We start from the raw sequence: 18,665 nt of genomic DNA on the forward strand, positions 1-18,665 counted from the left end.
GGAGGGAGACAGTAATGTGGATCGGAGAACTCGCCGAGAGGGCGGGCACTACCGCGAAGACCCTTCGCTTCTACGAGGAACAGGGCCTTCTGCCCCCGACCGAGCGCACGCCGTCCGGATACCGCGACTACGCGCCCGAGACGGTCGCTCGGATCGACTTCATCCACCGCGGCCAGGCCGCGGGCCTCACCCTCGCCCAGATCCGCCAGATCCTCGACATCCGCGACGGCGGCCATGCGCCCTGCGAGCACGTGCGCGACCTGCTTGACGTGCGCCTCGCTGAGATCGAGCAGCAGATCGCGCAGCTCTCCGTGCTGCGCGACACTATCGCGGACCTTAGCCAGGACGCCGCGCACCCGGATCCTGAAACGTGCAGCACCGATCAAGTGTGTAGGTACTTGTAGACGGCGGGAGTCAATGACTCAAACGCTACAACCCCGATATGCGCTAGCGCATGTCGATGCCGCCGGTGCCCACCTCGATGATTTTGGTGGTGGCAGCGATAGCACACAGCAGCGGCATCGGGGCGGAGGCCTGCAGCGCGAAGTGGTGGACTCGGAAGGACGCGTTGTTCACGCCGATTTCGTCCGCAGCCTGGGTGATCTCCAGACGAGTCTTGGCGATCTTTTCCGCAGATGGCCCGCACTAGCTGCCGAAGGCGTAATGCCCGAAGCTTAAGAAGCCGAACGCTTTCATTGGATAACACTCCTTTTGATGGTGTTAACGAGAGGGAGTAACTTTGCAACGAGATACCGTCGAGTTTAAGTTTAACGTCTAGTCGAGTTCCGGTTGAACCTCACGGTAGCATGGCCTCAAACACTCTGTCGGCTGTGAAATGATGCTGGTGGGCGTGTGCGTCTGCCAGCAGATTCATCGGAGTTGCATTCGTGAGGGAAAGGCTGAATTGTGAGTTGGAAGGGGCCGACTGCACTGTTTGCGGCGTGGGTAATCCACGACTTCGAAGAGGCGTTCGCGTTTTCTGCATCCTGCGATCGTCTCGCGGATCGCACTGGTATAGAACAGCTCAGAATCACGCCGCAGCAATCGTGGATCGCCGTGGGGCTGATGGGAATTCTGGTGGCGGCGGCGTGTGGCCGCGGCGTGCGCTCTACCGGTAAGTCGGCGACCTATCGGGCAGTCGTCGCCGGGCTGGAAGCCCACGTCGTGACTCACCTCGGCGGTTCAGTCGCGCAGCGTGGTTACACCGCCGGTGTTGCGACGGCGTTGCCGATCATGCTTCCAGGGGCACTCATGGCGCGTCGAGAACTCCAGCGGGACGGGTGCGAGCTGCGGTTCCGTGACACGGTCAACGGCGTCGCGTTGCTCCTGCCCGCCGCCCTAGTATGCCAGGTGGTAGCACGACTGATCCGTCGGGTGTCCGCGGTAAAGAACTGACCGGAAAAGCAAGAAACGGCATGTCGTGTGAGGTTGGTATCCGCGGCGACGTGGTCGAGTTCAAGTTCAACGTTTAACGCGAGGCGTTAATGACGTTTCGCGTTATTGGGGGGAGGAGGTTGAAGAGCGCTGTCTCTAACTCCGGTTTTCGTTCGGCCTCGGTCCATTCCGCTACCTCGTGTGAAGAATTTGCAAGTGGTATCGGGCCGTTGAACTATTAGGTTCACCCACAGTTCCCGTGCCTGCACGCATCGAGAAGGACCAGGTGGTGAACTCGAATGACTCGCCTGGTCCAACGTGTGTGTGCTCGGCGCGTGGTTTAACCCTTATAAGACTTGCCGGTCACAGCCTCAGCGTTTCGCTCGTGCAGCCCGCAGGCCGTTCAAGATCACGATGACCTCGGCGACCTCGTGAACCAACACGACGGCGGCCAGGCCCAGCACACCGCTGATCGCCAGCGGCATCAACACGATGATGATGGCCAAAGACAGAACGATGTTCTGGTTAATAATCCTGCTGCCTCGGCGGGCATGCTGCAGCGCCTGCGGGATCAGCCGGAGGTCGTGGCCGGTGAAGGCGACGTCAGCGGACTCGATCGCGGCGTCAGAGCCGGTCGCTCCCATCGCTATGCCCACCGTCGCGCCCGCCAACGCCGGCGCGTCGTTGATGCCGTCACCGATCATCGCCGTCGGCGTCTTGGAAGAGAGTTCGGCGACGATGCTTGCCTTGTCCTCCGGGCGAAGCTCGGCGCGCACGTCGTCGATTCCGGCGATTTCAGCCAGGGCCCGGGCAGTGCGGGTGTTGTCGCCGGTGAGCATGCTCACTTCCACGTCGTGGGCGTGCAGGGTCTGCACGGCTTCGGGCACTTCGGGCCGCAGCTCGTCGCGCACCCCGATAGCCCCGGAGAGGGCATCATCGACGGTGACAAGGACGCAGGTCTGGCCCTCGGACTCCATGCGCTCAACGTCTGCCTTTAGTGGCCCGGCGTCGATCCACCGGGGGCTGCCCACCAGCACCCGTCGACCGTCGACGGTGCCGCCGATGCCATGTCCGGCTTCCTCGCTGATGTCCTGGGCGGCGGGCGCTTCGGGCACCGCTGCCGCGATCGCCGCGGCGAGGGGGTGCGTCGATTGCTGCTCAACTGCCGCCGCGAAGGCAAGCACCTGGGCCCGATCGAATCCCACTGCCGGGACCACGCCGGTAACCTCGGGCTGGTTGCGGGTGAGGGTTCCGGTCTTGTCCACCGCCAGGTGACGGATGCCGCCGAGCCGCTCGAACGCCGCGCCGGATTTGATGACCACGCCAAACTGGCTGGCCGCGCCGATCGCGGCCACGACCGTCAGCGGCACGGAGATTGCCAGCGCGCACGGCGACGCTGCGACCAGGACCACCAGTGCACGGGTGATCCACGTCTCGGGGTCGCCGAGCAGCGAGCCGATCACGCCGACCAGTACCGCGAGGATCATCACTCCGGGCACGAGGGGACGGGCAATCCGGTCGGCGATCCGGGCGCGGTCGCCCTTTTCCGCCTGCGCCTGCTCGACCAGGTCCACGAGTGTGGTCAGTGAGTTGTCCGTTCCAGCTGCGGTCGTCTCGACCTCCAGCACACCGGCGGAGTTGATCGCTCCCGCGGGCACCTCGTCGCCGGGCGCGACCTCCTCCGGAATGGATTCTCCGGTGATCGCTGAGGTGTCAAGGCTGGAACGTCCAGACCGAATGATGCCATCCGTGGCGATCCGCTCCCCTGGGCGCACGAGCATCAACTCGCCAACCACGAGGTCCTTCGCTGCGACCTCGACCGCCGTGCCGTCGCGCAGCACCGTCGCGGTCTGCGGTACCAACTTCAACAGTGCCCGCAGCCCGCTCTGGGCCCTGTCCATTGCCTTGTCTTCCAGTGCCTCGGCGATCGAGTATAGGAACGCTAGCGCCGCGGCCTCTCCGACGAAGCCGAGGATTACCGCGCCAACCGCGCTGATTGTCATCAGCAAACCAATGCCGAGCTTGCGCTTCGTGACAAGGTTCCGGATCGCTCCAGGTGCGAACGTGTATGCGCCCAGCAGCAGGCCAACCCAAAACAGTACCGTCGCGGGCGTCTCCTGCCCAGACCAGTCCAGCGCTAGGCCTATGCCGAGGGCTACGCCGGAGAAGATCGGCAGCAGCAGCTCGGGGTCCTTCCACCATGGTCGATCGCGCTCTTCGATCTCTTTGACGGGTTCGTGTTCGCATCCACACGCCGTGCTCATGCGTCCGCTCCTTTCACGCTGCAGCCGGGCACCGAGCACTCAGGGTCGATGCACGGGGCGTTTTCGTCGACAGCCAACGTCGCGTTCACCAGCGCGTCGAGCGCTGCCGCGAGGTGCGGATCGGCGAGTTCGTAGCGAGTCTTGCGGCCCTCTGGCTCGGCGACGACGATGCCGCAGTCGCGCAGGCAGGTCAGGTGGTTCGAGACGTTCGAGCGGGTCAGATCCAAGCTGTCCGAGAGCACGGCCGGGTAGCTCGGGCCGTCAAGTAGGGCCATCAGGATTCGGGAGCGCGTCGGATCGGCCATAGCTCGGCCGAGCCGGTTCATGACGTCGAGGCGTGAAGCAATAGTTAGCATATGCTGAACTATACAGTATTCACTGAACTATTCAGCACGCACTGAACTGAGATTGGAGTGAAGAGCTTGCGACTTGCAGAAATTAGTCGATCGGATAGCCGGTAACTGGGCTTTCGCGGTTCGGCTGCCAACCCAACGCGAGGGCGACGTGCGTGGCGAAATTGGTCACGATCTTTACGTTGACGTCCACGCCCATCCCGGTGGGGATGGTGATGAGCAGGGAGTCAGCGGACATGACGGCGGCGTCGGCTTTGAGCTGCTCAATGAGCTTGCCGGGCTCAGCGGCGGGAGTGTCCTGAATGCCATCGACCCAGTCGTCGAGCACGATGGTCCACTCGACGTCCTGGTCCCCAGCGTCTTGCGGGTCACGGATGATCAGTGGGGCGTGGAGGCCGCGATCAAGCTGCAGGCCGGTGTGGGAATGGTAGAAGTAGGTGCCGCCGTGGGGGACTTCAAAAACATAGGAGAAAGACTCGCCAGGTTCAATGGGGTCCTGGGTCATGTCGGGCACCCCGTCGGCTGCGTTGTGGAGTGCGATGCCATGCCAGTGGATGGAGGTGCTCTCAGGCAGTTCATTGGTGAAATCGACCTGCAGGACGTCGCCGGCGGTGGCCTCAATGGCCGCATCCCCAGTGTCAGAGACGTATCCCCACGCGTTGGCTTCAATGCCCCCCCGATATCCAGGGAGAGGGGCCGGGCGGTCAATGTCCGGCGCACCGTCGGCTCACCGAGCGCAGTGGGGGCGGGAGTGGGGCGAAGGGAGGGACCTGGTGCCGAGGCAGCGGGTCCAGGGTCGCTGGTGCAGGCGGCCACGGCCCCGGTGCCGGCGAGGACGAGCCCGCCGAGCAGAAACTGTCGTCGGGAAAACGCGTTCGTCATGATTTAACCTTCCTGGTGTAAGAACTCAGTGACACGGGAGACAGGCGCAGGTGAGGACCCTGCTGAGCCATCACGTCAGGCGCAGGTCTGTGACACAGGTGGCACCGTCGTCGGTGGTGGAAAACTCCGTGGTGCCGGTACGCCCCTGGTAGCTGACCTCAATCAGGCCGGTGATAGCATCGGGAAGCCAGAAGCCAATAAATCCGTTGTCGAAGGTGGTTGTCGCCTCGTCCACCAGCACCTCACTGGTCGCCTCATCGGTGATCGTGACCTGGATATCCTCATTGCTGAGTTCCCCCAGGCAGGTCGTGAGGCTGTGGTAGAAGCAGTCGTGGGTGGAGGTGAGATAGGGTGCGATCGAGACATACGTCTGATTGTCGGGAAGATCGACCACGACTTCCTGGTCACCGCTCGAGAGCAGCAGTTCATCGGCACGCACTGAGGCGATCAGATCCGTGGGACGCTCAGTGACCTTCTGCCGGTCGAGGTGATCAATGATCTCCACCGCGTCCATGTCGGCCAGGCCATGGGCAGTCAGGAATGTATCCTGGGACACCGTCCCGTCGGCCGTGGGTTCCGGGTCGGCGGCCGAACACCCCGTGAGAGCGAGGGCAAGGGCGGCGGCTGCGATCGCTGCTCGTTTCACGTCAATCTCCTTGGATCGTGGCAACACTGTGAGAAGACACCGCCTCAAGGTCGATGCCATACCTTTATCTAGCACGGGTGCCGGACGGACTAGAAATCAAAAACCCTGCTCACAGCCTTATAACAGGGCGAAAAGGGGGTGAATTCGGTGGGCTGGGTCACCACCGGAACACCACCCCACAGCCGTGGGCGATGTCCTTCCACCCGCCCCGGGTATGCGGTGTAGGCAGTGAAATCCCTGGTGGCGCCTGCTGAACCGACCAGGGAAGGCGATGCCGCCGGCCCGGGGTGGGGCACAGGGGTGACGGCGGTCGAAGGGCGATATTTGAAGATTTGATGAAGACTTCCCCGCCGGGCACTGAGCGAGGGTGGTATTCCCCCTGCCCGGAGCGATACTGGGGTCTATGGCTGACCACACACCGACCACCGCCACGCCCTTGGGGCGGGTGCTGGTCGTCGATGATGAACAACCCCTGGCTCAGATGGTGGCCTCCTACCTCATCCGGGCAGGCTTCGACACCCGCCAGGCGCACACCGGCACCCAGGCCGTGGACGAGGCCCGTCGCTTTTCCCCCGATGTTGTGGTGCTGGATCTGGGGCTGCCCGAACTCGACGGTCTGGAGGTCTGCCGACGGATCCGCACCTTCTCGGACTGCTACATCCTCATTCTCACCGCGCGTGGCAGCGAGGACGACAAGATCAGCGGTTTGACCCTGGGGGCGGATGACTACATCACCAAACCTTTTAGCATCCGGGAACTGGTGACCCGGGTGCATGCAGTGCTGCGCCGCCCGCGCACCAGCACCACCCCACCGCAGGTGACCACCCCCTTGATCGTTGGTGACCTCATCCTTGACCCCGTCGCCCATCAGGTGCGGGTGGGGGAGACGACCGTGGAGCTCACCCGCACGGAGTTCGAGCTGCTGGTTGCCCTGGCCCTGCGCCCCGGTCAGGCGCTGACCCGCCACGACCTGGTCACCGAGGTCTGGGACACCACCTGGGTCGGTGATGAACGCATCGTCGATGTCCACATAGGCAACTTGCGTCGCAAGCTCGGCACCGACACCCGAGGCCGGGGGTTTATCGACACCGTGCGTGGCGTGGGCTACCGGGTGGGGCAGCCATGAATCACGGACCCGGCCTGACCTTCCGCTTCCTGGCCGCCCAGGTGTTGGTCGTGGTGATTAGCCTGCTGGTGGCCGCGGCCGTGGCCACGACGGTGGGCCCGACCCTGTTCCATGATCATATGTTGATGGCCGGCCGGAAGGACCCCTCGCTAGAGCTGTTCCATGCCGAGCAGGCCTACCGGGACGCCAACCTGATCTGCCCACTGCCTTGATCAGCGCCCTACTGGCCAGCCTGTGGTTATCGCGTCGCCTGCGCACCCCCCTGCAGGATCTCACCCGCGCCGCTAGCAGCCTGGCGGCCGGTAACTCCCGTATCCGCGTGCCCGCCGGAGAAGCAGGCCCCGAGGTCGCCACCCTGGCGCATGCCTTCAACACCATGGCCGACCGGCTGGAACACACCGAACAGGTCCGCCGCCAGATGCTCTCTGATCTGGCCCACGAAATGGGCACCCCCTTATCGGTGCTCACGGTCTACCTCGATGGTCTCCAGGACGGGGTCGTGGACTGGAATAATGCCAACCACACGATCATGGCTGACCAACTCACCCGCCTGACCCGGTTGATGGGAGACATTGACGATGTCTCCCGGGCCCAGGAACACCGGATCGATTTGGACCTGGCAGAGGAAGGGCTCGGGGATCTGCTCCATACCGCCGCTGCTGCCACGGGGGAAGCTTATGCTGACAAAGGCGTCGATTTACAGGTCGAGACCATTACGGACACCGCCCGGGTGGTCGTGGACCGGCAACGCTTCGGCCAGGTGATGAGCAATCTCCTGTCGAACGCGCTACGGCACACCCCGGCCGGCGGGCAGGTCCGGATCAGCGTCCACCGACAGGGGGCGTCCACCGCGCTCATCCACGTCGCCGATGACGGCGAGGGCATCCCACCTGGCCAGCTCGGACACATCTTCGAACGCTTCTACCGGGGGGATGCCGCCCGCAGCCGGGACAACGGCGGGTCCGGTATCGGTCTGACCATCTCCAAGGCATTGATCGAGGCCCACGGCGGCACTCTCACCGCCACCTCCCCCGGACCCGGTCGCGGAGCGGTGTTTGTCCTCCGCCTCCCGCTGTCCCCTCCCGACAGTGAGGAGGCTGCTCAGTGACCACACCCTGCCCCGCGTGAGAGCCGTGCCGTCCACTCCTTGAAAGGGGTATATGCCAAAGAGCGGCATCGCCGCACCCCACCGAACCGAAGGAGCTTTCCCATGATCACCTCCCCGCCCCGCCTCTTGCCGATGGCCTCCCACGGCTGCAGCTGTTGCGGACCTGCCTCACGTGCCGACACCGCCTCCATCCCTGCCGCCAGCGACTCGTCAGCAGGAGGGTCTACCCCTAGCTACCAGGTCACCGGCCTGACCTGCGGCCACTGCGCGAAAAGCGTGACCCAGGCCCTTCAGGCCCTCCCCCAGGTCGACGACGTCCAGGTTGATCTCGCTGCTGGTGGTGTTTCCACCGTCACGGTCACCGGTGTCGTACCTCCGGAGATGGTTCGCCGGGCCATCGAGGAGGCCGGCTACACCGTCTTATCCTGATCAGTTTTACCCATCATCTCGACCCCGACCGGGTTGAGCGAAAGGAACGTCATGAGCACTCCCCACCATTCCAGCAAGCACCATGGTGATCACCCCGCTCCGGAAACAGGCCACACCCACCACCCGGATCATGCCAGCCACGAACACCACGCAGATGCCGACACCCACGGCCAGGCGATGCCCCACGATCACCCGCACTCCGCCATGGACGAAGACCACCAAGTTCATAGTCACGGCGAACACGCCGGACACAGCACCGCAATGTTTCGGGACCGCTTCTGGTGGTCGCTGATTCTGTCCATTCCCGTCATTATTTTCAGCCCCATGGTCGCCCAGCTGCTCGGCTACCACCTCCCGGCATTCCCCGGATCCACCTGGATCCCCCCGGTGCTGGGCACGATCATCTTCGTCTACGGCGGAACGCCTTTCCTCAAGGGCGGATGGAAAGAATTGAAATCCCGCCAACCCGGGATGATGCTCCTGATCGCCATGGCCATCACCGTGGCGTTTGTCGCCTCCTGGGTCACCACTCTGGGGCTGGGCGGTTTTGAGCTGGACTTCTGGTGGGAGCTGGCTCTGCTGGTGACCATCATGCTGCTGGGCCACTGGCTGGAGATGCGCGCTCTCGGGGCCGCGTCCTCCGCGCTTGACGCGCTGGCTGCCCTGCTGCCGGATGAGGCCGAGAAAGTCATCGACGGGACCACCCGCACCGTGGCCATCTCCGAGCTGGTCGTCGACGACGTCGTGCTGGTGAGGTGAGGGCCGGTGCCCGGGTGCCGGCCGACGGTACCATCCTCGACGGAGCCGCCGAATTCGATGAGGCGATGATCACCGGCGAATCCCGTCCCGTCTTCCGCGACACTGGTGACAAGGTGGTCGCCGGTACCGTGGCCACCGACAACACCGTCCGCATCCGGGTGGAGGCTACCGGCAGGGACACCGCCCTGGCCGGGATCCAACGCATGGTTGCCGACGCTCAGGAGTCCTCCTCCCGGGCCCAGGCCCCGGCGGATCGGGCGGCGGCGTTGTTGTTCTGGTTCGCGCTGATCTCCGCTCTGATCACCGCGGTGGTGTGGACCATCATCGGCAGCCCGGACGATGCCGTGGTGCGCACGGTCACGGTGCTGGTCATCGCCTGCCCGCACGCCCTGGGCCTGGCGATTCCGCTGGTCATTGCGATCTCCACCGAGCGGGCCGCGAAATCCGGGGTGCTCATCAAGGACCGGATGGCGCTCGAGCGGATGCGCACCATCGACGTGGTGCTCTTCGACAAAACCGGCACCCTGACCGCGGGTGCGCACGCGGTCACCGATGTCGCGGCAGCTGTCGGCGTCACCGAGGGCGAGCTGCTGGCCCTGGCTGCCGCTGCGGAGGCCGACAGCGAGCACCCCGTGGCCCGCGCCATCGTGGCGGCCGCGGCCGCCCATCCCGAGGCCTCCCGTCGGCAAATCCGTGCAACTGGTTTCAGCGCCGCCTCCGGCAGGGGAGTCCGGGCCACTGTCGATGGCGCTGAGATCCTCGTGGGCGGGCCGAACATGCTGCGCGAGTTCAACCTCACCACCCCGGCCGAGCTCACCGACACCACCAGCGCCTGGACCGGGCGTGGGGCCGGTGTGCTCCATATTGTCCGCGACGGTCAGATCATCGGTGCGGTGGCCGTCGAGGACAAGATCCGCCCCGAATCCCGCGCCGCCGTGAAAGCCCTGCAGGACCGCGGGGTGAAGGTCGCGATGATCACCGGTGACGCGCAGCAGGTGGCCCAGGCAGTTGGCCAGGACCTGGGGATCGATGAGGTCTTCGCCGAGGTCCTGCCCCAGGACAAGGACACCAAGGTCACCCAGTTACAGGAGCGTGGCCTGAGCGTGGCCATGGTCGGCGACGGTGTCAACGACGCCCCCGCTCTGACCCGCGCGGAGGTCGGTATCGCCATCGGGGCCGGCACGGATGTGGCCATGGAATCCGCCGGAGTGGTCCTAGCCAGTGATGACCCGCGGGCGGTGCTGTCGATGATTGAGCTGTCCCAGGCCAGCTACCGCAAGATGATCCAGAACCTCATCTGGGCCTCTGGCTACAACATCCTCGCCGTGCCGCTGGCCGCCGGAGTGCTCGCCTCAATCGGGTTCGTGCTGTCCCCGGCCGTGGGCGCGATCTTGATGTCTGCCTCGACCATCGTGGTGGCCCTGAACGCCCAGCTGTTGCGCCGCATTGATCTGGATCCGGCTCACCTGGCTCCGACCGAGTCGAAGGAGGAACACACCACGCCTACTCCGGCATCCACCGCTGTCCACTGATCCACCACTTCTCTCCACTGCCCCCATATGACCCTGAACGGCTCGACCATGAAGCGCACCCTTGTTCTTTCCGCTATCGCCGTGGCCTCCACCCTGGCGCTGGCCGCCTGCGGTGAGGCCACCGAGTCAGGCAACACCGACGCCACCACCTCGACCACCAGCACTGCGACGACTAACGCTGAGACGACCGAGACCACCACGGCGAAGACTGAGGCGGACGGGGAGATCTCCGACGATCACAACGACGCGGACATCATGTTTGCCCAGATGATGATCCCTCATCACCAGCAGGCCGTGGAGATGAGTGAGATGCTCCTGGCCAAGGAAGGTATCCCCGCCCAGGCCGTGGAGTTTGCCCAGGGGGTTACTGACGCCCAGGGACCGGAGATTGACCGGATGAACGCCATGCTCGAGGCCTGGGGCCAGCAGCCGGTCACCGACTCTGGGGCATGGGCACCATGGACGAGATGGGTGGAATGGATCACAGCGAGATTGGTGGCATGAGCGGGATGATGAGCCAGGAGGATATGACAGCCCTTGAGGAGGCCCAGGGCACCGAGGCTGCCCGTCTATACCTGGAGCAGATGACCGCCCACCACGAAGGTGCGGTCGACATGGCCCGTGACGAGGTTGCTGACGGCCAGAATCCCCATGCGATCACCCTGGCCGAACAAATTATCAACGACCAGGAGGCCGAGATCGCCCAGATGCAGCAGATGCTCACCGCCCTATGACAGGTCCCCGTCTTCTTCTGATCCCGAGGACAGGCATCTGAAAAAGAGGGATAAGCGTGACGATTGCCACCTGCTGTGGGCGATGGGTCGTTGTCACCGCAGCGGGTGCACCGGGGTGGATGTTTTTTCTCCCTCTGGTCGCACCACTGAGGAAGGGAAAGCTCCTGTGTCCAGACCCTTGGAGGACTACGCATTATTGTCCGATACTCACACGGCCGCCCTGGTCTGCCGGCAGGGCAGCATTGATTGTTGGGGGTGTCCCCCGAGTAGTGGACACGGCGTTGGTGTGGAGTTCCGCTTCAACGTGTAGCGCGTCATGTCGACGTACTGTCAGGTCCGGTACCCTGGAAGCATGTTTGAGACCGTCATGACGCCCGAGTCGCTCGCGCTGCGCGAGCTCCTCGCCGCGCGTCGTGACGAGTTCCAGATGCTCCTCGACCGCTACGGCGCGACTAACCCGAAGCTGTTGGGGTCCGTCGCCCGCGGCACCGCGACTGCAGGATCGGACATCGACATCCTCGTCGAGATGGACCCTGCCGACGGGAACGTTCTGATGCGTGCATCCGGTCTGCTCGAGGAGACGCGCGCGTTGTTCGGGCGCGATGACATCGACGTGTTTCCTGCCCAACTGCTCAAACGTCCGGTCTCTGCCTCGGCGCTCGCCGAGGCAGTGCCACTGTGAGTCGCAGTCCGGAGCAGCCTATCGCTGATGCGCTAGAGGCAGTCGAGCGGTGCCAGAGGTACGTCGCTGCGCTGGACCGTGAGAGTGACATCGCGGAGATGGCAGAGGATGCGATCGAGCGGAATCTGCAGATCACCGGCGAAGCGGTGAACCACCTTCCCGATGAGATCACCGGGTCACACCCTGAGATCGCCTGGCCTCAGATTCGGGGTTTTCGCAACATCCTGGTGCACTAGTACTTCGGAGTCGACATCGACGTGGTCCGCGATGTCGTCGAGACTCATCTGCCGCCTCTGGCCGAGGCGTTGCGTGGGCACATTGCCACCGATTGAAAGCGCGGACCCAAAGGTTTTTCGGCTACCGAACGTGGTCGAGTTCCGGTTCAACGTGTAGCCGAGTGCGTCGTTCAGCCTCTGGCTGATCGGCTGAATGGCCGCTTGAGGGCGGCCCCGGAGTTCTCCGGCACCGCCCTTGTTATACTGCCGGGCGACGATGCCATCCATCTTTGGAACCACTAACTCACTGGGGCTCAGCCCGTCGAACTGGTTTTCGACGACCAGTCTCCGGTCACGGATGAGTAGGGGAAAAATCATGAGGTTGATTGATCCGAACGAGCTTTTCAGTTCTCTTGAGCAGCTTGATCCCGCCATCAAAAACAAAGCCAAGATCCCTGACATCGATGCAACGTACACCGAGTTCATTCATCGTTATGACGGGGTAAGTATCACGCCGGACATTGTTCTGTATGGCTATCAGAAGGTGCTCGAGTGGAATCGGCGAGCATGTGGCGACGGTTTGCCCGAAAATCTGTGGCTTATCGGGCAGTCGGGGCAGGGCGATGAGTGGTTCTTGAGTGCACTGCACAAGACAGTGTTCTTTTTCGACCACGACCAGGGGGAGTACGGAGGGCCAGAGAGCTTCCTCGATCTGAAAATCGACTTCACTGGTTTTCTCAGGATGGGGTTCTTGTTGTCGGAGCTGGAAGAGAAGCTTGATGAGGGGCAGGAGATCAATGAATACGAGCAGGAAGTTTCGGACCTTCTGAACAGCATCCATTCGCAACTGAGTGAGAGGTATCCCTTCAACTATTTTGAATGATTGCACCTTGGTCTCAGTTCACGGTCGTTAGCGGAGACACGATGTCGACGCCTGTGGCAAGTGCGCGGGTGTGGGCGTCCTTGACGGCATCGACCAAAACAGAAGTATCGCGGTGCTCGGGATCTGTGGCGCCGAAAAGACGTTAATCAGCTTGGGAACGTCGTCGAGCTCCGGTTTAACGTTTAGCGATCTTGGAGCGTCTCGTCGGCGACCGGCGCGGGCAGTGCAACATCCGCGTGCACGCACAATGGTGTATGTGCTTCGCCGGGAGGGATGGAGGTGCAGACGATGCCGAACTCGTCGAAGGCCGACCTGATCGAGCCGGTCCACCCGGGAGAGATCCTGATGGAGGACTTCATCGAGGGGCTCGGCATCACCCAGCACAAGCTCGCCGTTTCGATCGGGGTGCCGCCCCGTCGGGTCAACGAGATCGTGCATGGCAAGCGCGCCATCACTGCTGGCGGCGTCACCAACCGCGCAGTTCTTTGCCCCGACGGTGTATTGATCTCGGTCGATGCGAGACATCGGTCGGACTTGACAGTAAACCTGTCGTGACCGAGCCTGGCTCACCGTTCTGCTGGTAGGTGACGTTCGTATACTGGCCCCATGACTGTCACTGCAGGCATGGATCTCGACGCCATCCGTCGCGCCGCTGAGCGCCACGGCGTGGCAGAATTAGCACTGTTTGGATCCGTCGTCACCGGAGACTTTGGCACCGACAGCGACATCGACTTCCTCGTCGACTTCCTTCCCGGACGGCCGGATCCGTTTGAAGACTTCTGCGCGCTGCATGACGATCTTCGTGCCATCGTTAAGCGCGATGTCGATCTGGTTGTGAAGCGAGCAATCCGCAATCCCTACTTTCGTGAGTCGGCCCTCGGCCAGGCAGAGACTGTCTATGTTGCCGACGTCTAAGGCCCACTTATGGGATGCCCATCCGGCATGCTTGGCTGCGCTATCCTTCGTCGAGGGGATCGTCATTATGTAGCGCAAGCTCGCTGTATGCATTGTGTCGAGTCGCTAATGGGCAACTTTTAATTATTCTTCAACTGTTGCTCTGCCGCTTGCAAAGCTTGTTTCAGAATGGTTATGTCACTTTCCGGAACTTTCCAAGTGTTCGTCATCTTTGGATGATCTAAGCAGCGATTCAAGGACTCGATGATCAGTTCAAGTCGTTGATTGTAATCACCATCGAGGAAAGACTGATAATCGATTTTCAGTCGAAACTCAAGATCCTGTTGTTTATTGTTGCGTCGTGCAATCTCGGGGAGTTTCATCGTCTTCATAACTGGCCCCTCAAGCATTGCGATGTATGACCAGTACCAATCTTTATATGCATCAGAAAATTGTTTGCCCTCAATATATGAGTTAACTATTCTCTCAATCTCATTTGCGATCTTGCTATATACGTGCCCTACGGTATGCTCTGCTTCAGCGGAATTCCACAATCTCATTTAGCGTTGCCTCTGGTGTCTTTGTGTCATGCTGACGTGAATTGTTTAATATTGGTCGAAAACGATGGGTATTCGTTTTGATTAGGTGTTGCGTTATGTTGCCATTGATATGTTCGTTACACTTGAAAACTTCACAAGCATCCCTGGCGTGCGTCATATGGTTGTCACGCGTAGCAGCGTAGGGGTATTTACTCCACGTGCGTAGTAGTGTCCTATAAGTGTTCCAAGCAGCGTTGCCGTCAGTTGATTGGTGGCAATGTAGCAAATGAATTTGCGGTGAAACTTTGTGGAGTCTTGCTGTAGTATGCAGCTGGTGCTCACCGCTCGTCCTTGAAGATGAGCCTGCTAAGTGAAGGAATCGCCATGCTCGACATCGAACGCCTCATCGCCGTCGACGATCCGGCCTGGCCCCATCTTCAGCAGGCGTTAGCCGAATCCGACGTCATCGCGCTTCCCGTCGACCCGGAGCGAGGGCAGCGTTCGCTGTGGGGGTTGCAGGTCAGTGCCGCGTCGACGATGGGGGCCGTCGCGCTGCACACCGGGGGCATCGTCGCCGACCACGGTTGGGTTCGTTTGTACGGCGGCGGCAGCGAGCATCTGCTGAGCATCGCTGAAGCGAACGGGCTGAGCGGCCCCGTTCCAGAACCGCCCGGTGCGCTCGTTGTCGGGCATGACGTCTTGGGTGGCCTGTTCGCCATCGACGGCGGTGCGCTGGGTGTTGCGCCCGGTGAAGTGTGTTACTTCGGTCCGGACACCCTCGCATGGGATGGACTCGGTGGCGGTTACTCGGCATTCCTACAGGCTGCGCTGAGCGGTGCGCTCGACGTGGTGTTCGAGGGGCTGCGCTGGCCCGGTTGGCAAGGCGAGGTGGCGCCGTTGGCGTTGTCACAGGGCATTGCCCTCTATCCTCCGCCCTCCACCGTTGAGGGCAGTGACGTGAGCAAGGCGTCAAGGTCGGTTGTCAGCATCCAGGAGTTGCTGGGTACTGCGTGACACGAGGGGCGGCGCTTCGTGTTCGAACTTAAGTACGTCACCCCGCGTGCTGGAACAGGGCACGATCGACCGGGCAAACCGGGTGGCATAACCGCGTGCCATGATTAGGTGACGGCCCTGATCTGAGGAACACACATGAGGCCCATTGACCGCTCGGTACAGATTTTTAAAGACCTCGGCTGGGACACAGCCGCTCGCGAAGATGCCCCCATCCTTTCGCTGGGGACAAATGACCAACAGCGTGCCGCGCTCGCGGGCCTGCAAAAGGGAGCTCCAAGCGTGGACGTTGACCCTGGGATGCTCGGCATGTTCGCCATTCGGTTGGGAGTGAACGGGCGGCGGGCAGCAGAACTGGCTAAGGGGTCAGACCAAGCGCTCTTGGACTGCCTTCTACAACGTGATGAGGACTTTGCGCTCGCATTTGCTGAACGCGCGTGCTGGCTGTGGGCGAATGCGGATGCAATGAGCGAAAACGTGGCCGTGGGTCTGATCCTCAAACACGGCTTGGAGATGCCCTACACACTTCCGTGCCTCGAAGCCTGGACCGTGACGGCTCACCAAGGACTCACAGGTCAAACACCTGGGCGCGGCTCATGGATTCCGTCCCTCGACGACCTGCGCCCATCATTTGCCACTCACCTGCGCGCCGCACTGGAGCTGGGCGGCTCCGTGGATGGCCCGTTGGGCGCAGTGCTCCTCATGGGGGTTCAACAGGGCCTCATCAGCCGTGATGACGCCCTGCAACTCGCCATCACCGGACTGGACACCGCCCCCAAGCCCGGGGACCGCAAGGAACTGGTGCGGATTATCAAGGAGGAGTTGAGCGTCCGCGATTCCGAGCTGTTGGACCGGGTGGCGGTGTTGGTTCCCGCGATCAGCGTGGGTGAGGGGCCGGTGGTGGAGGCGCTCGCACCTCGGCTCATTTCATTCGCCCCTCCCGAGGTGGTTGCTGAAGTGGCTCTACCTGCTCTGTACGCCAAAACAGTGAAGGCAAAGCGCGCGGTAGTTGAGGCGCTGGCAGGCAGGAAAGACTTGGAGTCTGAACAGATTCACCTGCTGGCAGACCGGGTGGGCGAGCTAGCCGTGGAGAAGAATGCGGCGCTAGCGAAGCAGGCACAACGGGTACTAGACGCCTGGGGAGTAGCGGCCCCCGAACCCGCTGCTGAAGAACTCCCCACGCGCAAGGCTTCGGATTCTAAATCCGAAGAGTTCAACGCCGAAGAACTTGACGCAGAGGAATTTCACCGCGTGTGGCCACCTGATGCGGGAACCGCTTCCCGCATCGATGACGGCGCCCAGATCAGTGCACACTGGGACGATCCTCATGCGAGTCACCGCAGGTTGATGTGCCACCTCACACTCCCCACGGGCCAGACAGTGAAACTCAGCACCTTCACGGGTGCATTCCTGAGTGAAGGATGGGTGCTGTCTACCGAGAATGAGCGAGTGTTCTTTGACGGCAAACAGATGGTTGCTGAACCGTTCGGCAATAAGGAACGCAATGCGTGGCAACGCCGGAAGAACAAGCGAATTACCGAGCAAAAAACGCGTTCAGACTCATTGTTTGGTGTGTGCTTGACCGATCTTGCGACCGACGGTGACGTGACTATCCCGCGCAACGACGTAGAGCAGTTGGTCGTCTCGGGAAAGCTCGGATGGGCCACCGTCCGAGCCGTGGTACCCCAACTGATACCGGGTGGGGCGTGGAGCCCCGCACGCGCCATTCACGATCTTGAGACGAAACCGGAACTCCTGCCCGCGTTGTGGCCGATGGTCACCGAACCGCTGGTTTTTGCTGCCGAGCACACGCCTGTGCCCAGGTGGGTTAACCGGGTGCTCGACGTGGTAACTGTGCACCACCAAATCCTTGCTGAAGCTACCCGCCGTGGTTACATTCCCGCGGACGCGTGGGATGGTCTGCACGCCTTTGCCTCGCAGAAAGGTTCGAGTGCTGCACTCAAAAAAGCGAGAACTCTCAGCGATGCACTCCACTCGCACTTGTGACGTTCTTATAGGTCACCCACTGGAAATTAGCCGCAATCCCAGTAAAAAACAGCACCATCCGTCGTGCCAGTATTTTCGGAGCGGTACACCACGGCCTCGCCCTCGTGCATTTTCTGCAATGCGTCCGGGTGCAGAAATACGTGGGCCACACCTAGATCGCCCCACATCGCTTCGAAGGGAAGCTCTTCTTCTTCCAGATATGTGGAATCAATCTCCAGGAAGTGAACGTACCCATCAGGCTGCGTAGGGTCTTGTGCGAAGGCTGGGAAACCGCCAAGCATAATGTTGCTTTGGTTACTGGCTGCGGCTCGCAACTCAACTAGCTCGTCAAAGTAGTCATCGTTATCAAAAAAGTCATCGTCCTTTTCGGACTCCCAAGCCTCGTACACTGCTTGGTCAGTGGGAGGGATCATTGCCACTGCGCTCGACAAAGAAATCGGCGAGTTCATAACCTCCCCAAGATCCTTGCTAAACGGGGAGCAATAATCCTCGTCCTGTTCATCGAATGCGGCAGGCTCCGCGGTATGAGGTCCAGGAAAGCTGTGGTTGCCAAACCCTTCCGCAGGCTCAGGGATGTAGCGAATTTCCATGCCGTCGCCAGACGAATTCGAATCAAATCCGCCATAGAGCGGATCAGCACCGACAAAGAGTTGAAAAATTCCTGACCCCGGAATCAATCCGCCGAGAGTTGCTTCGCTTTCCGATGCTCCCTCCGCACGCACATGACGGACAATATCGGCAAAATTTAGCTGAATGACATGGAGCAATGGCTGACCGCTCTTTGCGACGGGCCAGGCCGAACCTTCCGGAAGATACGGCCTGCCACCGAAGTACGAACCATGCTCGGTAGGAGTGCTGTTGGAGTAGGGAAGGGTTACGGCTGGTTTAGCAAGTTGGATTAGGCCATCAGCGTCTTCGGAGATGAGCTCTCCCGACTCGATCAGTGACCGTAGCGCTTGAACCTGTGCTGAGAACTCTGGCATGGTGGCTGGTTCTTCCTCTAGGGAAACAAGGTGGTTGATCAGGGATTGTACTTAAAAGAAAGAACGCTGCAGTAGATAGCCAGGGTTGTAAGTGGGATGCGGTGGATGAGCTACTGGAATGTCCCTATCCACCCCGTCGTGGTGCCTGTCCTGAGTCTGTTAGAGGCGGCGTTCTTTGCTCTGGGCGGGCTGTGTCTGGGGTGGTCGGATGGTTATAATCCGCACCGTTCGGGCCGGGGCACTC

At 61.7% G+C, this 18,665-nt stretch carries 18 protein-coding genes and 4 pseudogenes; 14 read left to right on the plus strand and 8 right to left on the minus strand.

Translation table 11 applies throughout. From position 1 onward, the window contains the following. Nucleotides 1–14 precede the first annotated feature (14 nt). Nucleotides 15–404, plus strand: coding sequence for a heavy metal-responsive transcriptional regulator (locus PV375_RS02645; protein ID WP_005290994.1), 390 nt, complete (start codon nucleotides 15–17; stop codon nucleotides 402–404). Between the two features lie 43 nt (nucleotides 405–447). On the opposite strand, the gene PV375_RS10520 is transcribed toward PV375_RS02645, so the two are convergent. Then, nucleotides 448–576, minus strand: coding sequence for a monooxygenase (locus PV375_RS10520; protein ID WP_005293248.1), 129 nt, complete (start codon nucleotides 574–576; stop codon nucleotides 448–450). 330 nt (nucleotides 577–906) lie between these two features. On the opposite strand from PV375_RS10520, the gene PV375_RS02655 reads away from it, so the two are divergent. Further along, nucleotides 907–1,395 (plus strand): HXXEE domain-containing protein, encoded by a 489-nt coding sequence (locus PV375_RS02655; RefSeq protein WP_070586044.1) that lies wholly within the window; start codon nucleotides 907–909, stop codon nucleotides 1,393–1,395. A gap of 350 nt (nucleotides 1,396–1,745) precedes the next feature. Here the strand turns inward: PV375_RS02655 and PV375_RS02660 are convergent, their stop codons facing one another. The 4 genes and pseudogenes from PV375_RS02660 to PV375_RS02680 form a co-directional block, all read right to left on the minus strand. After that, nucleotides 1,746–3,638 carry a heavy metal translocating P-type ATPase gene (locus PV375_RS02660; RefSeq protein WP_332106034.1) on the minus strand — a complete coding sequence of 631 codons (1,893 nt, stop codon included), beginning with the start codon at nucleotides 3,636–3,638 and terminating at the stop codon, nucleotides 1,746–1,748. After that, entirely contained in the window at nucleotides 3,635–3,994 is a 360-nt protein-coding gene (gene cmtR / locus PV375_RS02665) for a Cd(II)/Pb(II)-sensing metalloregulatory transcriptional regulator CmtR (protein WP_201518407.1), read from the minus strand. The genes PV375_RS02660 and cmtR overlap by 4 nt, the downstream gene beginning before the upstream one ends. A gap of 265 nt (nucleotides 3,995–4,259) precedes the next feature. Next, nucleotides 4,260–4,873: pseudogene (locus PV375_RS02675) on the minus strand (multicopper oxidase domain-containing protein); the annotation flags it as partial. Nucleotides 4,874–4,943: 70 nt separating this feature from the next. After that, the gene (locus PV375_RS02680; RefSeq protein WP_230972875.1) at nucleotides 4,944–5,519 is read right to left on the minus strand and encodes a CueP family metal-binding protein; all 576 of its coding nucleotides are present in this window, start codon (nucleotides 5,517–5,519) and stop codon (nucleotides 4,944–4,946) included. Nucleotides 5,520–5,922: 403 nt separating this feature from the next. Between PV375_RS02680 and PV375_RS02685 the strand changes: the two genes are divergently transcribed. The 7 genes and pseudogenes from PV375_RS02685 (at nucleotide 5,923) to PV375_RS10525 (ending at nucleotide 12,125) form a co-directional block, all read left to right on the plus strand. Further along, nucleotides 5,923–6,645, plus strand: a complete 723-nt coding sequence (locus tag PV375_RS02685) for a response regulator transcription factor (protein WP_332106035.1) — start codon at nucleotides 5,923–5,925, stop codon at nucleotides 6,643–6,645. Continuing rightward, nucleotides 6,642–7,753 (plus strand): annotated as a pseudogene (locus PV375_RS02690) (sensor histidine kinase). The gene PV375_RS02685 and the pseudogene PV375_RS02690 overlap by 4 nt, the downstream one beginning before the upstream one ends. A gap of 102 nt (nucleotides 7,754–7,855) precedes the next feature. Beyond that, the gene (locus tag PV375_RS02695) at nucleotides 7,856–8,182 is read left to right on the plus strand and encodes a heavy-metal-associated domain-containing protein (RefSeq protein WP_332106036.1); all 327 of its coding nucleotides are present in this window, start codon (nucleotides 7,856–7,858) and stop codon (nucleotides 8,180–8,182) included. A 261-nt stretch (nucleotides 8,183–8,443) separates the two neighbouring features. Next, nucleotides 8,444–10,473, plus strand: a pseudogene (locus PV375_RS02700) (copper-translocating P-type ATPase). Between the two features lie 48 nt (nucleotides 10,474–10,521). After that, nucleotides 10,522–11,207, plus strand: a pseudogene (locus PV375_RS02705) (DUF305 domain-containing protein). A 352-nt stretch (nucleotides 11,208–11,559) separates the two neighbouring features. Further along, nucleotides 11,560–11,889, plus strand: coding sequence for a nucleotidyltransferase family protein (locus PV375_RS02710; RefSeq protein ID WP_201518403.1), 330 nt, complete (start codon nucleotides 11,560–11,562; stop codon nucleotides 11,887–11,889). Then, on the plus strand, nucleotides 11,886–12,125 hold the full coding sequence (locus tag PV375_RS10525; protein WP_442903920.1) for a HepT-like ribonuclease domain-containing protein: 240 nt from the start codon (nucleotides 11,886–11,888) through the stop codon (nucleotides 12,123–12,125). Before PV375_RS02710 ends, PV375_RS10525 begins: the two co-directional genes overlap by 4 nt. Here PV375_RS10525 and PV375_RS02715 read toward each other — a convergent pair. After that, a complete protein-coding gene (locus PV375_RS02715) occupies nucleotides 12,066–12,482 on the minus strand; it encodes a hypothetical protein (protein WP_332106037.1) in 417 nt (138 codons plus the stop codon). The genes PV375_RS10525 and PV375_RS02715 overlap by 60 nt on opposite strands. Between PV375_RS02715 and PV375_RS02720 the strand changes: the two genes are divergently transcribed. The 3 genes from PV375_RS02720 to PV375_RS02730 all read left to right on the plus strand — a co-directional run bounded on the left by PV375_RS02720 (nucleotide 12,481) and on the right by PV375_RS02730 (nucleotide 13,902). Next, entirely contained in the window at nucleotides 12,481–12,987 is a 507-nt protein-coding gene (locus PV375_RS02720; protein WP_332106038.1) for a hypothetical protein, read from the plus strand. The two genes, PV375_RS02715 and PV375_RS02720, sit on opposite strands and share 2 nt — an antisense overlap. Nucleotides 12,988–13,275: 288 nt before the next feature. Then, nucleotides 13,276–13,542 carry a HigA family addiction module antitoxin gene (locus tag PV375_RS02725; protein ID WP_201518426.1) on the plus strand — a complete coding sequence of 89 codons (267 nt, stop codon included), beginning with the start codon at nucleotides 13,276–13,278 and terminating at the stop codon, nucleotides 13,540–13,542. 51 nt (nucleotides 13,543–13,593) lie between these two features. Continuing rightward, a complete protein-coding gene (locus tag PV375_RS02730; protein WP_230972874.1) occupies nucleotides 13,594–13,902 on the plus strand; it encodes a nucleotidyltransferase family protein in 309 nt (102 codons plus the stop codon). Nucleotides 13,903–14,021: 119 nt separating this feature from the next. Here the strand turns inward: PV375_RS02730 and PV375_RS02735 are convergent, their stop codons facing one another. Next, on the minus strand, nucleotides 14,022–14,441 hold the full coding sequence (locus PV375_RS02735; RefSeq protein WP_201521296.1) for an Imm44 family immunity protein: 420 nt from the start codon (nucleotides 14,439–14,441) through the stop codon (nucleotides 14,022–14,024). Nucleotides 14,442–14,804: 363 nt separating this feature from the next. Between PV375_RS02735 and PV375_RS02740 the strand changes: the two genes are divergently transcribed. Continuing rightward, on the plus strand, nucleotides 14,805–15,434 hold the full coding sequence (locus PV375_RS02740; protein ID WP_201518399.1) for a DUF2625 family protein: 630 nt from the start codon (nucleotides 14,805–14,807) through the stop codon (nucleotides 15,432–15,434). A gap of 306 nt (nucleotides 15,435–15,740) precedes the next feature. Further along, a complete protein-coding gene (locus PV375_RS02745; RefSeq protein WP_201518398.1) occupies nucleotides 15,741–17,438 on the plus strand; it encodes a hypothetical protein in 1,698 nt (565 codons plus the stop codon). A 26-nt stretch (nucleotides 17,439–17,464) separates the two neighbouring features. Here the strand turns inward: PV375_RS02745 and PV375_RS02750 are convergent, their stop codons facing one another. Beyond that, on the minus strand, nucleotides 17,465–18,421 hold the full coding sequence (locus PV375_RS02750; protein ID WP_201518397.1) for a DUF1963 domain-containing protein: 957 nt from the start codon (nucleotides 18,419–18,421) through the stop codon (nucleotides 17,465–17,467). Between the last annotated feature and the right edge of the window lie 244 nt (nucleotides 18,422–18,665).

Origin of the sequence: Gulosibacter sp. GYB002, from assembly GCF_036577665.1 — a bacterium.
Taxonomy (GTDB): Bacteria; Actinomycetota; Actinomycetes; order Actinomycetales; family Microbacteriaceae; genus Gulosibacter; species Gulosibacter hominis.